8 protein-coding genes and 2 pseudogenes are annotated in these 16,346 nt (G+C 42.4%); 2 read left to right on the top strand and 8 right to left on the bottom strand.

Annotation, left to right across the window (positions count from 1 at the left end; genetic code table 11):
• Window positions 1-3,252 carry a TonB-dependent receptor gene (locus DXA05_RS19720; RefSeq protein ID WP_115483937.1) on the bottom strand — a complete coding sequence of 1,084 codons (3,252 nt, stop codon included), beginning with the start codon at window positions 3,250-3,252 and terminating at the stop codon, window positions 1-3.
• 119 nt (window positions 3,253-3,371) lie between these two features.
• Window positions 3,372-4,349, bottom strand: coding sequence for a glycoside hydrolase family 5 protein (locus DXA05_RS19715; RefSeq protein ID WP_008642318.1), 978 nt, complete (start codon window positions 4,347-4,349; stop codon window positions 3,372-3,374).
• 311 nt (window positions 4,350-4,660) lie between these two features.
• On the opposite strand from DXA05_RS19715, the pseudogene DXA05_RS19710 reads away from it, so the two are divergent.
• A pseudogene (locus DXA05_RS19710) lies at window positions 4,661-6,657 on the top strand (DUF2961 domain-containing protein).
• On the opposite strand, the gene DXA05_RS19705 reads toward DXA05_RS19710, so the two are convergent.
• Window positions 6,654-7,643 carry a calcium/sodium antiporter gene (locus tag DXA05_RS19705; RefSeq protein ID WP_008023354.1) on the bottom strand — a complete coding sequence of 330 codons (990 nt, stop codon included), beginning with the start codon at window positions 7,641-7,643 and terminating at the stop codon, window positions 6,654-6,656. The pseudogene DXA05_RS19710 and the gene DXA05_RS19705 sit on opposite strands and share 4 nt — an antisense overlap.
• Window positions 7,644-7,770: 127 nt before the next feature.
• Between DXA05_RS19705 and DXA05_RS19700 the strand changes: the two genes are divergently transcribed.
• A complete protein-coding gene (locus DXA05_RS19700; RefSeq protein ID WP_008023353.1) occupies window positions 7,771-9,627 on the top strand; it encodes a mechanosensitive ion channel family protein in 1,857 nt (618 codons plus the stop codon).
• A gap of 205 nt (window positions 9,628-9,832) precedes the next feature.
• Here DXA05_RS19700 and DXA05_RS19695 read toward each other — a convergent pair whose 3' ends face one another.
• The 5 genes and pseudogenes from DXA05_RS19695 to DXA05_RS19675 form a co-directional block, all read right to left on the bottom strand.
• The gene (locus tag DXA05_RS19695) at window positions 9,833-10,765 is read right to left on the bottom strand and encodes a metallophosphoesterase (RefSeq protein ID WP_004317085.1); all 933 of its coding nucleotides are present in this window, start codon (window positions 10,763-10,765) and stop codon (window positions 9,833-9,835) included.
• 167 nt (window positions 10,766-10,932) lie between these two features.
• A complete protein-coding gene (locus DXA05_RS19690) occupies window positions 10,933-13,743 on the bottom strand; it encodes a TonB-dependent receptor (protein WP_128859532.1) in 2,811 nt (936 codons plus the stop codon).
• A 191-nt stretch (window positions 13,744-13,934) separates the two neighbouring features.
• A pseudogene (locus DXA05_RS19685) lies at window positions 13,935-14,416 on the bottom strand (hypothetical protein).
• A 20-nt stretch (window positions 14,417-14,436) separates the two neighbouring features.
• Window positions 14,437-15,090: a hypothetical protein gene (locus DXA05_RS19680; protein ID WP_004317090.1), complete on the bottom strand. Its 654-nt coding sequence runs from the start codon at window positions 15,088-15,090 to the stop codon at window positions 14,437-14,439.
• A 47-nt stretch (window positions 15,091-15,137) separates the two neighbouring features.
• Window positions 15,138-16,328 (bottom strand): class I SAM-dependent methyltransferase, encoded by a 1,191-nt coding sequence (locus DXA05_RS19675; RefSeq protein ID WP_009038869.1) that lies wholly within the window; start codon window positions 16,326-16,328, stop codon window positions 15,138-15,140.
• Window positions 16,329-16,346: the final 18 nt, after the last annotated feature.

Below are 16,346 nucleotides of genomic sequence, written 5' to 3'. Positions count from 1 at the left end.
TTATAAAGTTAATTTAAAACCTATTGAATATGTTCTGCTGCTCGGGTATGAGAAAATATCAACTCCTCTTCTAGAAGCGTCAGAACCAAAGGCGTTTACATCCGGATCAAACCAACTATAACCTGTAATCGTGAATACGTTTGTTACTGTACCGAAAACAGATAAATTGCTAATACCTTTTATGACTGAACCGAAATTGTAGTTTAAGTTGATTGTTTTTAGTCTGAAGTAAGAACCATCTTCTACATAACGATCGGAGAGTTTCATGTCACGAGTCATTGCAGTAGTGACGCGAGGCCATCTGGCGTTAGCTGCATTCTCTGGTGTCCAGCGTGAATCATAAGCATCTTGAGTGATGTTTGCAATACTGCTCATTCCGATATTAGTCAAGTTTCCGTTAAAAATATCATTTCCATGAGTTCCTTGGAAGAACAATCCCAAAGTCAGATTTTTCCATCGCAAATTGGCGTTCAAACCATAAATAAAATCAGGATTGGTATCACCGATGATGGCGCGGTCTTCTGACGTTATTTTTCCGTCATTGTTTTTGTCCAGATATTTGATTTCACCGATCATTCTGCGAGCCTCATCATCAGATGCTTTAGCATATATTGGATCTGCACGGACTTCTGCTATATTATCATAGAAGCCGTCTTCTATATAGCCGAAGATTGTTCCGATAGGTAGTCCGTTTCTTTGCAGAAATACTTCTTTGGCACTATACCATAATTGGTTAGCATATTGGTCAGCTGTTAAACCTCCGATTTCATTTTTATTAAAAGAGATGTTGCCGTCGAAGTCTAGGCTCCAGTCTTTTTTGTCTAATGCAATGATTTTACCAGTTAGTTCAAGTCCTTTGTTTTTTACATGGCCGAAATTCGTCCACATTGTAGTATAACCGGTACTGTTCGGTATAGATACATTTTGTAGCAGGTCATTGGTTTTCTTGTAATAATAGTTAGCGGATAAACTAATTCTGTTATTCCAGAATCCCATGTCGAGCCCGACATTATATTGGTCGGTTGTTTCCCATTTGAGTTTATCATTCAAAGGACCTTTGTAAGTTTGTCCTGCAAATCCGCTGCTTAATGTTCCGTCCAGAGGATAATTGGATGGTGCAAGTGAAGCGATAGTCTGATAACTGCTGATAGCTTGATTACCGGTTTGACCGTAGCTGAGTCGCAACTTTAAGTTACTGAATATATTCAGGTTTTTGATGAATTCTTCTTCCGATATGGTCCATGCTACTGCTCCTGAAGCGAAGTTCGCGAATTTATTTCCCGGAGCGAAACGACTTGAACCGTCACGACGGAATGATGCTGTGAAAATATAACGATCCTTGAATGTGTAGTTGGCACGTCCTAATAAAGAGACTAGAACTGCTTGTCCTCGATAGCTGGCCGGTGTTTCAATATTTAATGCCTGACTCATATCGAAGTCTTGTGTGATGTCAGTCGGGAAGTTGGATGCATTCATTGTTTTTCCACCCCAGTCCGATTTTTCGTAAGTGAAACCGGCTACTACATTGAGATGATGTAACTTGTTAAATGTCTTATCGAAAGTAACCAATGATTCTGCTGTTAAGTTCTGCCAGAAGTTATCACTCTTACCAGCACGTCCGTTAGATGCTTTACCTTCTCCTGTTTCACGATTGTAGTAACTTGCACGATCGTTTACTGAATAACTGATACCTAGATTCTGACGGAATTTCAAACAGTCGAGGATTTTAATCTCGGCAAACGCAGAAGTAAATACATTGATTGACTTCAGCTCATCTTTAGCTGTATTAACGTATGTACGTGGATTGGCTGACAACCATGCATAAGAATCATCTTCTGTCTTGTCTCCTACATATAATGTCGGTAAATAAAGCATGGCAGAACGGATGATACTATAATCATAAGAATTTGACTTGGCAAACTTAGTTAACGAACGGGTGAAGTTGATATTTAGTCCCGTATTTAACCAAGGTTTCACATGGCTTCCGATGTTGGCACGAACAGCAAAACGTTCATAACCAGAATTCTTGATAATACCTGTCTGGTCTGTATAGTTGCCTGAAAATGCATAGTTGCTCTTTTCATTTCCTCCTGATACACTAAGATTGTATTCCTGTGTTAATGCATCTTGTAAGATCTCGTCCATCCAGTTGGTGCCTTCTACCCATTCTTTATTGCCGTATTCGTCTTCGCGATAACCCGGATTGAGATAATCTTCCGGTGAAGCATAGTATTTACCGGAATTGGGAACGATTTTATCGTTCTCGTCGCGACGGTAGTTCCATTTACCACGATAAGGAAGGTATGAATAAGGAAGATTGTCATAAGCAGCTCCATTGATTACACCCTCATTTACATAATTAGCATAGGTGTAAGCATCCAGCATTTTAACCATTTTGGCTATTTTGGAAAGTCCGAAATTGGCCGAGAACTCAACTTTAGCGTCTCCGGCACGACCTCTTTTAGTGGTAATCAATACGACACCATTCGCTCCGCGAGAACCGTAAATGGCTGTTGCAGAAGCATCCTTTAAAATGTCGATTGATTCGATGTCATTAGGGTTGATCAATGACAGAGGATTAGTGGTGGAGTTGTTGCCCTCGTTGGCTTTACTGCTTGGAGTATCTCCTACCTCAAACGGAATACCGTCGACAATGTAAAGTGGTTGTGAATTTGTAGAGAATGAGTTAGCACCACGTATGGTGATACTTACACCTGAACCGGGAGCACCATCACTCTGGTTTACTTGTACACCAGCTAATTTACCTTGTAGGGCTTGGGAAATGCTGGTCGGGTTACCAAGCATCAAGTCATCACTTTTAATAGAAGCAACGGCTCCGGATAAATCTTTTTTCCTCATTGTACCATAGCCGATAACTACTACTTCATCCAAAGATTGAGTATCATCTTTGAGTGAAACATTGATTGTTTTACGGTTTCCTACAGTGACTTCTGTTGTTTTATAACCGATAAAAGTATACTGAAGAACAGATTTTTGGCTTTCTACTGTTATAGTATATTTACCATTTAAATCACTGATGGTACCATTGTTTTTTTTAACTCCTAACTCAACAATATTAACTCCGGGAAGAGGTTCACCTTTACTGTCTGTTACAGTACCTTTAATTTCAATACCTGCTGCTGATGCAGCTGTATTTATCATCCAGAACATAATCAAAAAGAGCCAGACTCCTTTTGATCCTTTTAGCATCCGCACTTTTGAGCGGGGAAAAGAAAAGAGATTCTTTTTCATTTTTATCAAATTTAAAATTAACTTTAGTATAAAATCTCGTACATTTATTATTGATGCAAAGCTAGTAAATAAGGAATGTAAATTATTGACGTTATTTGCCTAAAACTGATATTATTTTATCATTCTTTATTTTTATAAATATGTGAGTTGTATTGTCGGATAAACTTACGGCTTTGACGTCCTGCAGGTTTTATTAAAGACTCGTCCCATCCTCCGTTTTTGTTTGCTCGCGGAAGAATCATGGAGCAAGTTTCGTTCTTGTCTGAAATGGACCAGTTAACCCAGCTGATCTTTTTGCTTTCCAGCCATTCTACCCAACGAGTCCATTCTGGTATATCTAATGGGCCATCGCCAGTACATTCCATGCCTGCACATTCAGACACAAAAATGGGAATTCCTTTTTCCCATGCTGCTTCAGCTCTATCCCGTAACTCTTGTTTATGAGTGGCGGCATAGAAATGGAGGGTATACATTATATTATTGAATCCTTCTAAAGGACTTTCTGCTACCAGGTGTAAGTCTTGGTCCCAGTGTGGGCTGCCTACAAGAATGATATTATCAGGATCATATTTACGTATTTCAGAGATAATATCAGTTGCATATTCTTTCACACTTTCCCAACTGTCTTCCATAGGTTCGTTGTATATTTCATAAATAATATGAGGATATTTTCCGTATTTCTGTGCCATCATTGAGAAAAATGCTTTTGCTTCTTTTTTTTGTGGATAATAAGTATGCCAGTCGATTATTATATAGAGGTCGTTTTTAATTGCCGCTTTAATCACTTTATTCATGCATTTTAATGCAAATTCCGGATTTTCAATGTAGTTGTCTTCAATAACTGTTCCCATGGCGGCGCGTAAAACGGTACATTTCCAATCTTTTTTCAACCATTTCACAGATTGCTTATTGTAAAATCTGGGCCATAGGTTGTGCCAGCCATAACTAACCCCTCTTAATACAATAGAGTCTCCGGTTTGGCTGCATAATTGATTACCTTTTACTTGTAGTTGTCCCCATTGTTTTACAGGATCTTTACTGTAACTGAATAATGATATCATGGAGAATAAGGTGATAAACAAAATGACTTTCTTCATTTTCATAATAAATTAGGTATAACATATAAGATGGACGTTGCAAAGTAAGCACAAAAAAAATATGTAAAAAAAGTGCTTTGTTATCATATACTGATACTTTTCTTACTATTTATTTAAGGCAAGAGTATATTACCTTATATATATATTCAAAAAAGATTAAGCCGGAAAATAAATATGATAACAGATGGCTTGAAGGTTAAAATAGTATATTGATTTGATAATAAAGTGGTTGTATGCTTATATAAGTTGCCGTACTTTTATGAATTAAATTTTATAGATAGATTCATGTTTTATTTTATATTTATCACCTTATGAAAAGAAGTATTTTTTTAGTTTGTTTTGTTGTTTTCGGGGTTGTGTCATTGTCGGCAATTGGCTCGATAGTCTCTGTAGCACAGTCGGGTTGGCAGACTGATAGTATATCTTATGGTATATCTCGAATGGTTGATATTGCATCTTTGCCCTGTTAGATCGTGGAATCTCTGTCCATTATGAAGGTAGTATTGATAAAAGAGGAAAGAATGCCGACTGGGACTGGAGTCTTTACCAGGATCAACGTGGAGAATGGGTAATATTTGATGTTGATGGTCCGGGATGTATTTATAATCTTGTACAACATCGCTATATGAGTTCAAGTGATCCGCTCTTCCGTTTTTATTTTGATGGAGAAGAAACGCCTCGTTTTAGTTTACATTTATCTGAATTCGGAGAGAAAGAGCCTTTTATAAAACCTTTGGCTGAAAGTTATATTGGTCCGTTTGATAACGGAAGAGGGCCCATACGTGTTGCACGGAGTTTTGTTCCAATGCCGTTTAACAAGGGCTGCCGTGTAACCACCGATGTGAAACTGGAAGGTTATGAAAGAACCAAAGGTGAAGGAGGTTGGGGACATGTTGTATACCACACTTATGCGGACAATGGTATCAAGACCTTTACCGGGAAGGAGAATTATGATACTTTGATACAATTATGGAAGAAACAAGGAAGTAATCTTTTGTGCAAAGATCAATTGGCATATCATCGTAAGTCGGAACAAAAGATTAATGCTGGCGAATCCATTACTTTATTGGATGAAAAAGGAGAGGGAGCTATTGGTTCTTTAAAATTTTATTTTCCGGAGATTAATGAGCAGCACTTGCAGGATGTATGGATTCATATGTTTTGGGATGCTCATCAGCAACCCGATATTTCATGTCCTTTAGCGTGTTTGGGAGGCAACTCTTTGGGCTTTCACGATACCAACTATTTGCTGTCAGGATATAACACAGACGGTTGGTTTTATAATTATTTTCCAATGCCATATTGGAAGCATGCGAAGATAATAATTGAAAATCGTAGTGGCGTTCCTGTTTCTTTGGGATTCTCAGAAATAGCTGTTTCCAGGTCGGTTTATCCCACATCTAATACCGGATACTTTCGTAATACACCATATTATACCCGAAAACATGTGGCAGGAATAGATAGTCCGATAGCTGCTATTCAAGGAAGAGGAAAGATGGTTGCTGCTCATGTTACATGTCATGCCGAACGTTCACATATCATTTCTTGCGAGGGGGATGTTCGTGTATATATTGACGGCAAACGAACACCACAAGTTGAGAGTGACGGTTCTGAAAGTTATGTTTGTTATGGTTGGGGATTCCCGACCCCGCCTGAAGTGCATCCAATGGGAGGGTATGACGGTCTTTCGGATAACCCATGGTCTATGACTCGTTTTTGTATAGGCGATAGTTATCCTTTCTATTCAGAACTGAAGTTTGGAATAGAGTCGGGCGAATATAACAATCAGTATTTGGAACACTCGGGTACTATATTCTATTATGGTCAAGATAAAAATGTACTGGTGAAAACTGATAGTTTGGATTTAAACTCTTCTCGTTCTATTAAACGGCACTCTTATAAAGCTATGGGTAATGTACGCAGAACAAAATTGGAAAGTTTCTTTGAGGGAAATGAGGATCGTATTTTATATGTAGGAGAAACCGTCCGGTTTGAAAGTTTTAGTAGTTTTAGAGTGAATATATCTTCTCAAAATGAAGGAGTGCGTTTGCGTAGGTTGAGCGACCAAAACGATGTTCGACAAGCAGCCCGTGTTTTTGTTGATGGTGAAGAGGTTACAGAACGTTTATGGTATGTAGCTGATAGTAACCCTTATAAACGCTGGCTGGAAGATGACTTTGAAATTCCAGCCAAGTATACTAAGGGAAAGAAATCATTAAATATTCGTATCGTACCAGTTTCTATGTCTAAAGAGGGAAAAAATACTTGGAATGAAGCTGAATATCAGGTATTTTGTTATAATAATTAAGTGTTATAAATCAATATCACCGTGTACGCCACATAACAAAGTATCATAATCCCTCCTTCAATTCTCGTGATAGTTCTTTTGGCAAAGAACAGCCCGAATAACCAGAGCAGAATACCGGAACCTACCAACGTAAACAGGTCGAAGTTGGTAATTCCGCTAAGACGGAGAGGAGTGATGCTGGCGCTACATCCCAGTACAAAGAATATATTGAAGAGGTTACTACCGATCACATTTCCAATGGCAATTTCCGGATTCTTCTTTAATGCGGCAACGATAGACGTAGCCAGTTCAGGAAGGGAAGTACCTCCTGCGACCAGTGTCAGTCCGATAATCGATTCGCTGACACCCAGGTTGCGGGCGATGCCTGTGGCGCCGTCAACAAACAACTGACCTCCAAAAATGAGGGCAGCCAAACCTCCGATGATATAAAGAATGGATTTCCACCAGGGGAGTGATTTGATTTCTGTCTCCTCTTCTATGGTCGGAGCTTCTATCTGTCCCGCCTGTTCTGTTGTGCTCGGCTTGGAGGCGATGGCAAAGGTGTAACCCATGAAGATAACAAAAAAACAAAGCAATAATAAGCCGTCTACTCTGTTCAGGATATTCTCCGGAGCTTTATCCAGGAATACATCATTGGCACAAATCAGCAAGACAATAGAAGAAAGTATGCAGAGTGGTATCTCTTTTCTAAGTGTATTGCGGGTGATGACAATCGGGGCGAATAAGGCCGTGCAGCCCACAATCATCAACGTATTGAAAATGTTACTTCCCACCACGTTGCCTATGGCAATATCCGCGCTGCCTTTGAGGGCAGAAGATACACTGACCGTCAGTTCCGGGGCAGAAGTGCCGAATGCAACGATGGTAAGTCCGATCACGATGGGAGGGATATGAAAACGCTTGGCTACCGAGGCGGCACCGTCTGTTAATCCGTTGGCTCCTAGAAGAATGAGGATTAATCCCCCGATAAGTAATAATATATTCATGCTTTTTTCTCTTTTAGTGGCAAAGATAATCAATTTGGAAATGGTAATGTCAAAAACAATCCGTATGTTTGCTCTGTTTTTAATGAAATGTTAGATTAACCTTAATTATAATCAAGGAATATAAGGTATGGAAATAAATAAAATAAAACGGTCGTTACTGGTGTTGTTCTTTTCTTTCCTGGCAATCGGGGCGCAAGCACAGTTGGAACAGGCGGTTAAGAAGATATTTGCCGGAGATACAATAACGGGCGGACATGTTCCTTTGAAACGGGATTCGGACTCTATCCATCTGGTAAATATGCAGAAATCATTGGAAGAAGCCCGGCTCAATGAGGCGAATATGAGGATGGAAATGGAGCAGATGAAACTCCAGATGGCTACCGCCGACTCCGTAAAATATGCACAGCAACGACAGCGTATCGACTCCCTGCGGCAGTTCACAAAAGGAATACCGGTAGTGGCGGACGGTGATACCTTATTTTACCTTTTCACCAAACGGGGTGGATATACTCCCCAGCAACGTGCCCAAATGACCGGTGCGGCAATTGAAGAAATAGGAAGACGCTTCAATCTACAACCCGATTCTGTGGCTATCGACCATTCGGACATAGTTTCCGATTTGATGTACGGCAGCAAAGTATTGCTTTCTCTTACCGATCAGGATGCCTTATGGGAAGGAGTTTCCCGTGATTCGCTAGCTAAGGAAAGACAGCAGAGTGTCATTACCAAACTGCATGAGATGAAAGCCGAGCACGGACTTTGGCGAATGGCAAAGCGTGTGCTCTATTTTGTGTTGGTAATTACAGGACAGTATTTCCTGTTCCGCTTGACCAACTGGTTGTTCCGTAAACTGAAAGCGCGTATCCTGCGCCTGAAAGACACGAAGATAAAACCGGTAGCCATCCAGGGATATGAATTGCTGGATGCGCAGAAACAGGCGAATCTGTTAGTATTCCTGTCCAGTATCGGGCGGTATATACTGATGGGATTGCAGCTACTGTTTACCGTACCGTTGATTTTTATCATCTTCCCGCAGACAGAAGGACTGGCATATCAACTGTTGGGCTATATATGGAATCCGATTCGCGGTATCTTTGTGGGTATTATCGATTATGTGCCCAAACTGTTTACCATCATCGTCATCTGGTATGCCGTGAAGTATTTGGTACGTCTCGTCTTGTATCTGGCACGTGAAGTGGAAGCAGGACGACTCAAAATCAACGGCTTCTATCCGGACTGGGCGATGCCGACTTTCCATATCGCCCGTTTCCTGCTCTATGCATTTATGATTGCGATGATTTATCCTTATCTTCCGGGCTCCGATTCCGGTGTGTTCCAAGGGATTTCGGTATTTGTCGGATTGATCGTTTCGCTCGGATCAAGTACGGTTATCGGTAATATTATTGCCGGACTGGTGATTACTTATATGCGTCCGTTCAAGATGGGCGACCGGATCAAATTGAATGATACCACCGGAGATATCATCGAAAAAACTCCTCTTGTCACCCGCATCCGGACTCCTAAAAATGAGGTTGTGACTGTTCCCAATTCATTTATCATGTCGTCTCATACGGTAAACTATAGTACTTCGGCACGCGAATATGGACTGATTATTCACTCGGAAGTATCTATCGGTTATGATATTCCCTGGCGGCGGGTTAATCAGATACTGATTGACGCTGCGTTGAACACTCCCGGAGTGGTGGATGATCCGCGTCCGTTTGTGTTGGAAACTTCGTTGAGCGACTGGTATCCGGTCTATCAAATTAATGCTTATATCAAACAGGCAGATAAGATGGCACAGATTTATTCGGATTTGCATCAGAACATTCAGGATAAATTTAATGAGGCCGGCATTGAAATTATGTCACCGCACTATATGGCAGTTCGGGATGGGAATGAATCGACAATTCAGAAAGGCGCTGTGAAAAACAGCGGTCCTGCGAAGACAGCGGAGCAGGGTGATGTATCGGAAAAGGCATAGAGTTACGTCCCGATGATGATTGCGCATCCGGAGAACACTAATAAGATGAAGTAAGTAGCTGACTATTGGTTGGCTGCAAACGTATATTATCCCACAAAATAGGTTCAAGGGTAATTATATAAAGAAGCGTCCCTTTCATCGCGAAAGGAACGCCTCGGGTTGTGTGTTTTTTCACTGAGAGTAGAATTTATATCATCAAGAGAATTTATTTCTTTCGGGTCACCGTATAAAGTATATTCCCTTTTTTATCTATCATACGAAGGTTGAGCTCTTTTTTGTCGATAGAGCAGACAGAGAAACCCGGTTCGGGGCTGCAGAACTTTGTACCTTCGATAGGTTCCACTTTGCGTGCCAGTGAGCCGGAGGAGTTAACGACATAATCGATGTCACTTCCCGGAACCCGGATATGCTGGAAGTTATGGATGTGTCCGCAGATGTACATATCTACCTTGTGCTTGCGTAAGATGGTGTCAACCCGTTTCTGCATGTCCAGTCGTTCGCTTTCCTCTTTGGGAGTATAAGCGTAGATGGGATGGTGTCCGGCTACGATAACCCAGTCTTCTTTTGCATTGGCAAGCACAGATTCCAGCCAGGATAGTTGCTTGTTGACATCCTGTTTGCAGGCATCGGGATATTTATCACTTTCCTGGCGGTATTTCTCAATCAGAGGAGTCGTGTCAATCCAGACGATGCGGATGGTGGCACCTTTCTCTTCGAATGTTTGGGTGTAATAACGGGCGGGCATTGTCCAGCGGCGGCTGATATGGGTGTAATCCAATACGGCTTGCGTGTTTCCGCGATATTCATGGTTTCCCAGGATAGGGAACCAGTCGATCATTAGTTCCGGATGGGAGTAGATTAATTCGTAGTTGGTCATCCACAAAGGGTCGTTCACGCTGCGAACTCCTTCGAAGTGATGGACATCTCCGGTGGCCAGAACAAATTCAGGACCGATCTCTTCGCCCATCGTACCCATTAATTCGGCTATTGGCTTTTGGTCGTAATATCCGTTGCGGCCTAAATCATTCGCTACGTAGAAGTTAAACTTCTTGTCAAATATAGAGTAGTCCGTCAACTGTGCCTGAACGAATGTACAGACGGAGACTAATGCGAGAATCAATAAACTCTTAATTTTCATATTCATATTCTGTTGTATATTAGTTGTTTATATATAGATAGTTATTCTGAATCTTTTGGCTTGTTGGTTTAAAAGGAAGAGAACGTTTCTTTTAAACCAATGCTCTGTTCCTTTTAAACCAACGGGGGCTTCCTTTTAAAGGAATGAATATCGTTGTTTGGCTCGCATCAGAAGTTCACTTTTACGCCGGCGTTTATCTTTACACCGTAGTGTTCAGACTGCATGGTACGGTCTTTAGTGCCCTGATAATAACGCAATGGTTGGTTCAATAAGTTGGTAGCATCTGCGTAGAATGTTGTTTTGAACTTCTTGCCGAATGTATAGCTTGCGTTCAGGTCCATATAGTTCACGGCATCATAGTAACGGTCTAGTGCGGCAACTTCTCCCATTTCGTCGATAAAGCTGGATGCAAAGTTGTAGGAGAGACGTACGTTAAAACCTTTCTTTTCGAAGTAGAGTGAGGCGTTTGCCGTATGTTCGGGAGAACCGGGTAAGGAGAGGTCTTTCTCATTTTCGCGCCCTTCGAAATTGAAGTTGTTCACTTTGGTGTGAGTGTAGGTGTATGTACCGTAAAATCCGATGCATTTCAATGCCGGAGCGATGAAGCTGAAATCACGTTGATAAGCCAGTTCCACACCAAGCAAGTCGGCATCACCTGCGTTTTTGGGTTGGGTGAACTTCTTGTATTCATTGTTTTGGTAGGTATAGTCACCAATCACCTGATCGACAATGAAATCGTTGATTTTCTTATAGAAGATACCTGCACTGACCAGACCGACGCTCTTGAAATAGTAATCGGCACTTAAATCGAAGTTGTATGAGAGGGTGGGAGTCAGGTCAGAATTACCCATCACGAGTTCATTGTCGCTGCGGTTGATATTGACACATGGAATTAATGCGGAATATTTGGGGCGGCTCAATGTTTCTGTGAAAGAGGCGCGAACTTTGAAATCATCGGTCACATCGTATTTCAATAATACGCTGGGGAGCCAGTTGAGATAGTTGTTTTTATGATCTCCGGTCGGTTCAAGCGTTTCGTTTTCCTCTTCATCCACCATCCAGTTCCAGCCGTCGTATTTGATATGAGTGGCTTCCATGCGGAGACCCAGCATCATTTTTAGTTTCTTTCCCAGGTTTTGGTCGAAGCGGAAAAAAGCGGAAGTCACATTCTCTTTAGCATGATAGTTGCCGGAAGATTCTTCGAGCACCTGTTCACCCTCCATGTTTTTCAGGTCGAGCGAACCCAGATATTCTTTGGATACGAAATCGGTGGCTTTATACTGATTGCCGGGCATGAAGCCGTCGCGAATCTCACTCGTGAGGTTGTCCATATACGCTGTTTTGTATGCATCCTTGTAGGCGTCTGCGTAGTCGTAGACGGTTACATCGCGATTTTTAGTCTTGGATGCATATTTGGCTCCGAATTTCAGGCTGTTTCCATAGATTCCGTTGGCCAGCGGCAGTTCGAAATCTACTTTGAACTTCAGGTCTTTTTCGTAGATTTCCTGGTTGCTTTCGGTTAGTTCTTTCACTTTCCATTTTCCTCTTTCACCGTCCACTTCTCCGTTGTGCAGGTTTACATCGGTTGTCACATACGGAAAACGGCCGCCTGCATCCACGATGTCAAATCCGAGAAAGTCTTGTTTCAGATTGAAGTATCTTTCGTTCGGACGGTCTTCGCTGGCACGTGCGTAAGAAGCTCCCCAGTTCATTGACAGTTTGCCGAACTGATGTTCTCCGCCCAGGCTGAAATCCATTGTCTGTTGCAGTTCCAAGCGGGCGTTTTTGTTGTTGGGAGTACCTCCCTTAGTCTCTATTTGGGCAGATTGCTGCATTTCGCCTTCATCGTCCGGTCCTGTTTTGTCGAGGTCTTTGTAGGTGACGCGATAGCGGTTTTCCCAGTCGTGACGGCGGTTGTAGATGCCTTGCAGTGTCAGTCGGTGATTCGGGTTTATTTCGTAATCGAAAGCCAGTGAGTAGCTTTGGCGTTCACGTGTCACGTAGTACTGGCGTTTTTGTGCTTCTACCATTACTACTTCTCCTTTCTTATTCACATCGTATTCAAATTCTACATCATCCGAACCTACCGGAGCATTTTGATAAGAAACGGCTGCCATCATTCCCAATTTGTCGTTGAAGAAGCGGTCGCCATAAGTGAAACCCAGGTTCAGTTGGGCTTTCTGGCTAATCCAGTTGTATCCGGTTCCTGCTGTGGCACTGATGGTTCGTTTATAAGGAGTACTTTTAGTAATCAGATTGATAGAACCGCCAATGGCATCTCCATCCATATCCGAGGTGACTACCTTGCTTACTTCGATGGTTTGTATCATATCGGCAGGAATAAGGTCGAGCTGCACATTACGTGTGTCGCCTTCGGCAGAAGGGAGACGGTTGCCGTTGATTGTTACAGAACTAAGATCGGCCGAAGTTCCGCGTACTTGTCCGAAGCGGGCTTCTCCCTGATCGTATTGTACGTTAATACCATTGATACGCTTCAGTGCGTCTCCGATATTGGAGTCAGGGAATTTACCCACCTGATCGGCTGAAACGACATTGGTGATCCCTAGTGTGTTCTTCTGCGAGTTGATGGCGCGGCGTTGCCCCTGAAAAGCTCCGCCTACTACTACCTCTTGCAGTTCGAGTCCTTCATTCAGGATTACGTCTTTTTCGAGTGTCTTTCCGGCCGGAATGGTGATTTTCATTTCAACGGGTGAGTAGCCTACGTAGCTTACTTTTACGGTGTATGTGCCCGGAGTAAGATTGGCGAAAGTATAATAACCGTTGACATCACTGGTCACCCCGGTATGTAGCTTTTCGATATAGATGGATGCTCCCGGAAGGGTCTGTTTGGAAGTATCTACGATGCGTCCGCGGATAGTGCCTTGTTTGACTACGTTCACTTTTTCTTCTGCGAAAGTGTTACCGCTTGTGCTCATGACCAAAAGAACAAATGAGACAAATTTCAAAAATCGTTTCATAAATGTTAGCGTGCGTTAATTATTTGCTGCAAAAGTAGAGGGTTGACGTTTCTTACTTTTTACAGTTGGTTGAAGAACGCGTAACAAATATGCTACGTTTGTATTACAGCTTCCGGAACCGGTGATTGACGGGTTTTCTATCCTGGGAAACTATGGATTTTGCGGAAATGCATAGGCTGTATCAGATTATATCAGGATTGGGCTCCGGTATTACTGTTGTGTTCCGTATAATGAATATCAAAACGTCCGTTAGTCAGCCGTTACCGAATGTGACACTGATAATTTTCATTTCTGTGTCGAAACGGCTTATGAAAGCTGTTCCGTCTTCCAGCTCTTCTCTTCCGAACTCTATATCGGTAATCGTTGATTCTTTGCCTTCTTGGGGCGATAAAATAGTGAAAGATAGATTGATACCGGGCTTTACGGAAACACTAACAGAGAGTTTGTCTTCTTCTGTGTAATAGTGGAATGAATCATACGTCCATACATACGAGTGTCCCCAATTCAGGTATCGCCCTCCCACATAAATCCAGCCGTCCATCAGGCAACCGAATGTGTTGGCTCCTGTAGTGGTGGCAGAAGGCAAAACGGTGATGTCGATCGATTCATCTTCCGTTTCTTTACAGCTCCAGAGGCTGATGATGGAAAAGAGAATGAGTATATATTTCTTCATAGTGCTTTTTTTAGTGGATGTTAGAAATAATAGGATAATCCCGTAGTGATGTTTAGTCGCGTGAGGTTGACATCATCATTTGAATTGAGTTTTACAGTAACCTTTTCTTCGTGATAGTAAGTCCTTATTCTAAGTAGCTCACTATACATATATTGTACTCCTAAACTGACTCCCAGGTTGGAATTCAGCTTATAGGTAAGATTGGCATTGGTGAGGAGACCGATAGTGAAGGCTCTCACTTTTCGTGTGTTGCCGAATACCTCGCTGTTGTTCCGCAGAATGACTCCGCCGGGACCGGTTGTCACCCGGATTTGCCAATGTTTGGTATTGGCATTACACATTCCGATTTGCGTGCCGATGAAATGAACCCATAAATGGTCTTTTCCTTCAGGATGGCTTCCTTTGGAAGAAAATCCGGTGTAGATTCCTCCGAAGATAAAGCGTTTGAGAGGACGGAAATGGTATTGTCCATCCCAGCTTACGCCTTGTGCAAGTGTACGTTGGTAGCTGTGGGTACTTAACGTTAGTGTGGGAGGATTATGAAACATCACACCGTAGCCGGCATGGAACGAGAACTCATGTCGCTCAAAATCTCTCTGTGAGAAAAGTGGAGTGTGACAGGACAGAGTGAATACGATTAATAATAGAATCGCTTTTATGGGTGTTTGATTCATCTGAATTAGTTTAGATTGTGTTTCTTTTCGCAAAAATAGCAAATAGTTCAGACTTTCTCACAGCGGATGATAACTTTTTGTCCATTATTTAATGTGCTGGCAAATAAGTAGGTATCTCCTCCCTCTGTCAGATGGAGCCGTTTGCGAAGTTCGGCTACTGTGGCGGGAAAGTTGCGGACAGTCACATTTGCTTTTTTCAGGTCTGCCAGATTCTCTTTTACTTCTTTTTTATTGAAACTGCACTGGTTGACAATCCGGAAGATTCTTCCGGGGAAGTTTTCAATAAAAGTATCGGAGGTATAAAGATGACTGTTGGGATGCAGTTTCCGGACGGGGTAGGCTGCGGCAATGCTGCGGAAGGCACCGGCTTTCAGAAGAGATGCATTCGGTTCGTAAAGGTAATCGCCTAAAGAATCGGTATAAGTACATTGGCTACGCTGCTCCTGTTCGCGGGTGAATACGAAGTGCTGTTCTTCTTGAGTCCCTTTCGTGAAGAGGTTTACACAATGAATGGTGATTTCCGCCGGTGATGTTTGTCCGAGTAGGATGAGTAGTTCCTTACATTCGTTGTTGACGGATAGGATATGAACTTCCTGTGTATGTTTCAGCTCTTTCAGTGCCAATGAAAGATCGAGCATGGGAGAGAGTTTTATCATTATCCGGCTGGCTTTGCTAAGCAGAAGATCTTCAAGCTCGGCTACGTTCGGTTCGCAGTCGGCGATGGAGACCGTTTTTCCGCCGTGTTCATTGCGGCGGGCAGGGTCGAGGAAGATACAATCTACGGGGGACATTGTTTGCAGATAGGCTACTCCATCCTCATTTCTTACGTTTATATGGTTTAGATTCAGGATGGGAAAGTTGTGTGCCGCTATTTCACAAAGCTCTTCCTGGCGTTCTACATAAGTGGCGGACTTGAATCCGGTGGCAAGAAAAGAACAGTCTATGCCGAAGCCTCCGGTGAGGTCGGTCAGCGAATCTCCCTGAAAAAGACGGGCTTTGTAGCGGGCAGTGATTTCAGAAGAGCATTGCTCTAGCGACAGATGTTTCGGATACCATATCTCTTCTATTTCTCGCCATGAAGGAATCTTTTCGGCGGCAACCTGTCTTCCTGCAATTTGGGTGATGGCAGTCGGCATATTTATATCCGGATACTTTTTAGCTTGTAAAGCTAGTGTACGTACATCGTCCGATGAATGTTCGCGGATAAAAAGTTGAGTTTCGGGGGAGATTTGTATCATGGCGTTATTGTGTTATAG

It is taken from the genome of Bacteroides sp. AM54-2NS, assembly GCF_003602935.1.
GTDB lineage: Bacteria > Bacteroidota > Bacteroidia > Bacteroidales > Bacteroidaceae > Bacteroides > Bacteroides xylanisolvens.
Note: the sequence above shows the minus strand (reverse complement) of the source record. Positions and strands in the feature narration are given on the sequence as shown.

Bases quoted from the DNA above. Each gene is read 5' to 3' on its own strand.
- DXA05_RS19690 (WP_128859532.1), bottom strand. From the start codon at position 13,743: ATGAAACGATTTTTGAAATTTGTCTCATTTGTTCTTTTGGTCATGAGC.
- DXA05_RS19715 (WP_008642318.1), bottom strand. From the start codon at position 4,349: ATGAAGAAAGTCATTTTGTTTATCACCTTATTCTCCATGATATCATTA.
- DXA05_RS19680 (WP_004317090.1), bottom strand. From the start codon at position 15,090: ATGAATCAAACACCCATAAAAGCGATTCTATTATTAATCGTATTCACT.
- DXA05_RS19695 (WP_004317085.1), bottom strand. From the start codon at position 10,765: ATGAAAATTAAGAGTTTATTGATTCTCGCATTAGTCTCCGTCTGTACA.
- DXA05_RS19700 (WP_008023353.1), top strand. From the start codon at position 7,771: ATGGAAATAAATAAAATAAAACGGTCGTTACTGGTGTTGTTCTTTTCT.
- DXA05_RS19675 (WP_009038869.1), bottom strand. From the start codon at position 16,328: ATGATACAAATCTCCCCCGAAACTCAACTTTTTATCCGCGAACATTCA.
- DXA05_RS19720 (WP_115483937.1), bottom strand. From the start codon at position 3,252: ATGAAAAAGAATCTCTTTTCTTTTCCCCGCTCAAAAGTGCGGATGCTA.
- DXA05_RS19705 (WP_008023354.1), bottom strand. From the start codon at position 7,643: ATGAATATATTATTACTTATCGGGGGATTAATCCTCATTCTTCTAGGA.